This window comes from Micromonospora sp. 15K316 (assembly GCF_004348525.1).
Taxonomy (GTDB): Bacteria; Actinomycetota; Actinomycetes; order Mycobacteriales; family Micromonosporaceae; genus Micromonospora.
The window spans coordinates 1-5,556 of the sequence record NZ_SMKG01000315.1 but is presented as its reverse complement, the minus strand read 5'-3'; the positions used below and the strand labels follow the sequence as shown (position 1 = coordinate 5,556).

The following is a 5,556-nucleotide window of genomic DNA, read 5'->3' as shown; positions in this document are numbered from 1 at the left end:
GGGTTAGGCGGGGGTTACGGTCAGGGCTTCCTTGGTGGGGGCCAGGTCGACCTTGACCGTCTGGCCGTCGCGGATCTGGCCGGCCAGCAGAGCCTTGGCGAGCTGGTCGCCGATCGCGGACTGCACGAGCCGGCGCAGCGGGCGGGCCCCGTAGATCGGGTCGTACCCGTGCTCGGCCAGCCACTCACGGCCGGCGTCGGTGACGTCCAGCGCCAACCGGCGATCGGCGAGGCGGCTCCGCAGGCGGGACAGCTGGATGTCCACGATGGAGCGCAGATCGTCCCCGCGCAGCGCGGCGAAGACCACCACGTCGTCGAGCCGGTTGAGGAACTCCGGCTTGAAGTGCGAACGGACCACCGACAGGACGCCCTCCCGACGCTGCTCCTCGGCGAGCGTCAGATCGCTGATCACCGACGACCCCAGGTTGGAGGTGAGGATCAGGATCGTGTTGCGGAAGTCGACGGTCCGGCCCTGCCCGTCGGTGAGCCGGCCGTCGTCGAGCACCTGGAGCAGGATGTCGAAGACGTCCGGGTGGGCCTTCTCCACCTCGTCGAGCAGGATCACCGAGTACGGCCGGCGACGCACCGCCTCGGTGAGCTGACCACCCTCCTCGTAACCGACGTAACCGGGCGGGGCACCGACCAGCCGGGCGACGGAGTGCTTCTCGCCGTACTCGCTCATGTCGATGCGGACCATGGCCCGCTCGTCGTCGAAGAGGAACTCGGCGAGCGCCTTGGCCAGCTCGGTCTTGCCGACGCCGGTCGGGCCGAGGAAGAGGAAGCTGCCGGTCGGCCGGTCCGGGTCGGCGACGCCCGCCCGGGCCCGGCGTACGGCGTCGGAGACCGCGCCGACCGCCTCGGGCTGGCCGACGACCCGTGCCCGCAGCGACTCCTCCATCCGCAGCAGCTTGGCCGTCTCACCTTCGAGCAACCGGCCGGCCGGGATGCCCGTCCAGGAGGCGACCACGGCCGCGATGTCGTCCGCGCCGACCTCCTCCTTGAGCATCGCGCCGTCGGCCTGGAGCCCGGCCAGCTCCTGCTCGGCCCGCGTCAGCTCGGCCTTGAGCGCCGGGATCCGGCCGTACCGCAGCTCGGCGGCGCGCTCCAGCTCGCCGTCACGCTCGGCCCGCTCGGCCTCGCCACCCAGCCGCTCCAGCTCCTCCTTCGCGGTGGAGAGCTTGGTGATGTGGTCCTTCTCCAGCTTCCAGCGATCGGAGAGCGCGGTCAGCTGTTCGCGCTTGTCGGCCAGCTCCCGGCGCAGCCGCGCCAGCCGCTCGGCGGAGGCGTCGTCCGGCTCCTTGGCGAGCGCCATCTCCTCGATCTCCAGCCGGCGGACCGCCCGCTCGATCTCGTCCACCTCGACCGGCCGCGAGTCGATCTCCATCCGCAGCCGGGACGCCGACTCGTCGACCAGGTCGATCGCCTTGTCCGGCAGGAACCGGTCGGTGATGTAGCGGTCCGACAGGGTGGCGGCCGCGACCAGGGCGGCGTCGGTGATCCGTACGCCGTGGTGCACCTCGTAGCGCTCCTTGAGCCCACGGAGGATGCCGATGGTGTCCTCGATGGTCGGCTCGCCGACCAGCACCGGCTGGAAGCGCCGCTCCAGCGCCGGGTCCTTCTCGATGTGCTCGCGGTACTCGTCCAGCGTGGTGGCGCCGACCATGCGCAGCTCACCGCGGGCCAGCATCGGCTTGAGCATGTTGCCGGCGTCCATCGAGCCCTCGCCCTTGCCCGCACCGACGACGGTGTGCAGCTCGTCGAGGAAGGTGATGACCTGCCCGTCGGAGTTCTTGATTTCCTCGAGGACGGACTTCAGCCGCTCCTCGAACTGGCCGCGGTACTGCGCGCCGGCGACCATCGCGCCCAGGTCGAGCGAGACGAGCTTCTTGTCGCGCAATGACTCCGGCACGTCACCGGCGACGATCCGCTGGGCCAGCCCCTCGACGATCGCGGTCTTGCCCACGCCCGGCTCACCGATCAGGACCGGGTTGTTCTTGGTACGCCGGGAGAGCACCTGGATCACCCGGCGGATCTCCGAATCCCGGCCGATCACCGGGTCGATCTTCCCTTCGCGGGCGCGCGCGGTGAGGTCGACGCCGTACTTGGCCAGCGCCTGGTAGGTCTGCTCCGGGTCGGCGGTGGTGACCCGCCGATCCCCGCCGCGCACCGTCGGGAAGGCGGCGACCAGGTTCTCCTCGGTGGCGCCGGCGGCCTTCAAGGCGTCGGCCACCACACCACCCACCCGGGCCAGGCCGGCGAGCAGGTGCTCGGTGGAGGTGTACTCGTCGCCCAGCGGCCGGGCGATCTGCTCGGCGGCGCCGATGGCGTTGACGAACTCGCGGGCCAGGGTCGGCTCGGCGATGCTGGAGCCGCGCGCCGCGGGCAGGGCGTCGACGGCGCGCTGGGCGGCCCGGCGCAGCTCGACAGGCTCGGCCCCGACGGCACGCAGCAGGCCGGCCGCGGTCGAGCCCTCGGTGTCGAGCAGCGACAGCAGCAGGTGCCAGGGTTCCACGGTGGCGTGTCCGCGCTGGTTCGCCAGCGCGACGGCACCGGTGATGGCTTCGCGGCTCTTGGTGGTGAGACGTTCCGTGTTCATGACTCCCCCGGATCGACAGGTCCGCTAGGAAGGACACAACCAGAGTTGAGCCTATTCCGCTCAACCCTGGGCGTGTGACTCCCGTCACTTCCGGAGCTGCCACCGCCGGTCGACTCGCCGACCGGCCTCGCGCAGCGGGCTCCAACGCGCCACCGCCGACAACGCGCCCCATCCCGGCTCTGTCGCGCTGATCGGCATCGCGACCGACGGCCCCGAACTCCAACGGCAGGCCGCGGAGAGGATCGCCACCTTCCGGGCGGACGCGCACCCGGGCGCGATCGGCGGGCACCTGCTGTTCAGCCTCGACGGTGCCCGGGTGACCCTCTACGCCGAGTGGACCAGCGAGGAGGCGCACCGGGAGGCGATAGCCGGCTCCGAATTCGGCGGCCGGCGCGGGATCTTCGACGGCGTACCCGGCATCCAGGGACTCAGCATGCACCGCTACCAGCGCTACCGAACCGCCAGCCGGTGACCGTCCCGGCGCGGGGCGTCCCGGGTCGCGGGGCGGGCGCGAGAGAGACGAGGCGACAGTTCGGAGCCACCGGTCAGGTGCAGACATCGGCCGACGTTAACGGCCCGGGGATCGACCGGCCTGGACACGGTAGCGTTGACTGGGTGCGAGTACGTGTCGAACAGACCGCGCTGCCGGGTATCGGCGTACGTCATGACCTCGTGACGGAATCCGGACGCCGCGTAGGCGTGGTCTCCCACCGCAACGGTCGTCGTGACCTTGTCCTCTACGATCCGGATGATCCTGATTCGTGTCAGGCCGACATCCCGCTGACCGATGACGAGGCGGAGGCCCTCGCCGACATCCTCGGCGCGTCGCTGATGCTCGGTCAGCTCTCCGGGCTGCGGGAACAGGCCGCCGGGCTGCTCACCGAGCAGATCCTCATTCCGGCTGGTTCCCCGTACGTCAACCGGAAGCTCGGCGACACGAAGGCTCGTACCCGGACCGGAGCCTCGATCGTGGCGGTCCTCCGCCAGGGCGAGGTGATCGTCTCGCCGGACCCGGCCTTCCGTTTCGCCGCCGGTGACGTGGTGGTCGTGGTCGGGACCCGCCAGGGTCTCGACGGAGTGACCGCCATCCTCGCCGACAGTGACCCGGACGGCTGAGGCGCGGATGCACGAGACCAACACCCTGCTCATCGAGGTCGGCGCACTACTCTTCCTGCTGGGTCTGCTCGGCCGGTTGAGTCGCCGGATCGGCCTCTCGCCCATTCCGCTCTACCTGCTCGCCGGGCTCGCGTTCGGGCACGGCGGGCTGCTGCCGCTCAACGCCAGCGAGGAGTTCTTCGCGGTCGGCGCCGAGATCGGCGTGATCCTGCTGCTGGTGATGCTCGGCCTGGAGTACTCGGCCAACGAGCTCGTCGGCAACCTCCGGGCCGCCGCCCCCGCCGGGCTGATCGACGCGCTGCTCAACGCGCTACCCGGGGCGGCGTTCGCGCTGCTGCTCGGCTGGGACTGGGTGGCCGCGCTGGTCCTGGCCGGCATCACCTGGGTCTCCTCCTCCGGCGTGATCGCCAAGGTCCTCGGCGATCTGGGCCGGCTCGGTAACCGGGAAACCCCGGTGATCCTCTCGGTCCTCGTGATCGAGGACCTGGCCATGGCGCTCTACCTGCCGCTGGTCACCGCCGTGCTGCTGGGCGCCGGTCTGATGGGCGGCGGCATCGCGCTCGCCATCGCGGTCGCCACGGTCCTGGCCGTGCTCGTGGTCGCCATCCGCTACGGCGGGTTGATCTCCACCCTCATGTCCGCGAAGGACGCCGAGGCGTTGCTGCTCGGAGTGCTCGGGCTGACGCTCCTGGTGGCCGGCTTCGCCGCCGAGCTCCAGGTGTCGGCGGCGGTCGGCGCGTTCCTGGTCGGTATCGCGCTCTCCGGTCCGGTGGCGCATCACGCCACCCAGTTGCTCACTCCGCTGCGGGACCTCTTCGCGGCGGTGTTCTTCGTCTTCTTCGGGTTGACGACGGACCCGCGGGAGATCCCGCCCGTGTTGCTGCCGGCGCTCGGCCTGGCGATCGTCACGATGGCGACGAAGACACTCACGGGTTACCTGGCCGCACGCCGGGTCGGCATCGCCGAACCCGGTCGATGGCGGGCCGGACTCGCCCTGGTGCCCCGGGGCGAGTTCTCCATCGTCATCGCCGGGCTCGCGGTCTCGGCCGGCAGTGTCGAGCCGCGGCTGGCCGCGCTCGCCACGGCGTACGTCCTGATCACCGTGGTGACCGGGCCGCTGCTGGCCCGCTTGCCGGACTTCCCGTGGTTCAAGCGTTGGCTGCGCCGCCGCGCGTCCGTCCAGCGGCGGGAGCCGGTACGGGTCGCGGACTGAGCCTGGTCGACGCCACGCGGAGCCGGGTCGGCCGTACGGTCGGCCCGGCTCGGCCAACGGTTGACCAATTGCTCCCTGGAGGGTCTACCCCTACTGACCGGTACCGCGTTACCGTGTCGCCCCAGCAGCCAGGTCCGCGGGCGGCTGTGCCAAGTGCGGGCAAGAGCGGAAGGTTGGCCGGTGAGCGTGCAGGAGTCGACGTTCCACGGTTTCGCCAACCCTGTCGACCCGTCGCCGGCGGAGATGCGCGCGTGGGCCTACCACCCCGACTCGGTGCCGTTGAGTTCCATGCCGCCGGACTGGGACCTGCTGGTCTCCGGTGACCGGCTGGTGATGACGCTCTTCGACCTGGCTATGGACCCGTCGTGCCCGGCCCGCCGGTTCGCCCTGCACTGCCTCTACATCTACGCCGCGGACGGGATCCGGACGAACTTCCGGGCGCACCCCAAGCGCCGCTTCCGCAAGCTGGTCGAGCAGGCGGAGAAGAACGGCGACGAGATCATGCGGGTCTGGGCACACAACAGCCGGGTTCTCCTGGCCCGCCCCGAGCTCTTCGCGTACCGCGACTGGTGCGAGGGCGGCCTGGTCCGGGAGAACCGCCGCCTCGCCTGAGCCGGCCCGCGCTTCCCGGC

The 5,556-nt window shown here is 71.1% G+C and carries 5 protein-coding genes; 4 read left to right on the top strand and 1 reads right to left on the bottom strand.

Annotated features, from left to right (window positions below; genetic code table 11):
* Positions 1 to 3 precede the first annotated feature (3 nt).
* Complete coding sequence (gene clpB, locus E1211_RS30435) at positions 4 to 2,595, bottom strand: ATP-dependent chaperone ClpB (RefSeq protein WP_132353414.1); 2,592 nt, start codon at positions 2,593 to 2,595, stop codon at positions 4 to 6.
* Positions 2,596 to 2,911: 316 nt separating this feature from the next.
* Between clpB and E1211_RS32815 the strand changes: the two genes are divergently transcribed.
* From E1211_RS32815 to E1211_RS30420, 4 genes are all read left to right on the top strand, one after another.
* Positions 2,912 to 3,067, top strand: coding sequence for a hypothetical protein (locus E1211_RS32815; protein ID WP_165947374.1), 156 nt, complete (start codon positions 2,912 to 2,914; stop codon positions 3,065 to 3,067).
* Positions 3,068 to 3,210: 143 nt separating this feature from the next.
* Entirely contained in the window at positions 3,211 to 3,711 is a 501-nt protein-coding gene (locus E1211_RS30430) for a cation:proton antiporter regulatory subunit (RefSeq protein ID WP_132353412.1), read from the top strand.
* A gap of 7 nt (positions 3,712 to 3,718) precedes the next feature.
* Positions 3,719 to 4,924 carry a cation:proton antiporter gene (locus tag E1211_RS30425; RefSeq protein ID WP_132353416.1) on the top strand — a complete coding sequence of 402 codons (1,206 nt, stop codon included), beginning with the start codon at positions 3,719 to 3,721 and terminating at the stop codon, positions 4,922 to 4,924.
* Between the two features lie 180 nt (positions 4,925 to 5,104).
* Positions 5,105 to 5,536, top strand: a complete 432-nt coding sequence (locus E1211_RS30420; RefSeq protein ID WP_132353410.1) for a hypothetical protein — start codon at positions 5,105 to 5,107, stop codon at positions 5,534 to 5,536.
* Positions 5,537 to 5,556 lie beyond the last annotated feature (20 nt).

Bases quoted from the DNA above. Each gene is read 5' to 3' on its own strand.
- clpB (WP_132353414.1), bottom strand. From the start codon at position 2,595: ATGAACACGGAACGTCTCACCACCAAGAGCCGCGAAGCCATCACCGGT.
- E1211_RS30425 (WP_132353416.1), top strand. From the start codon at position 3,719: ATGCACGAGACCAACACCCTGCTCATCGAGGTCGGCGCACTACTCTTC.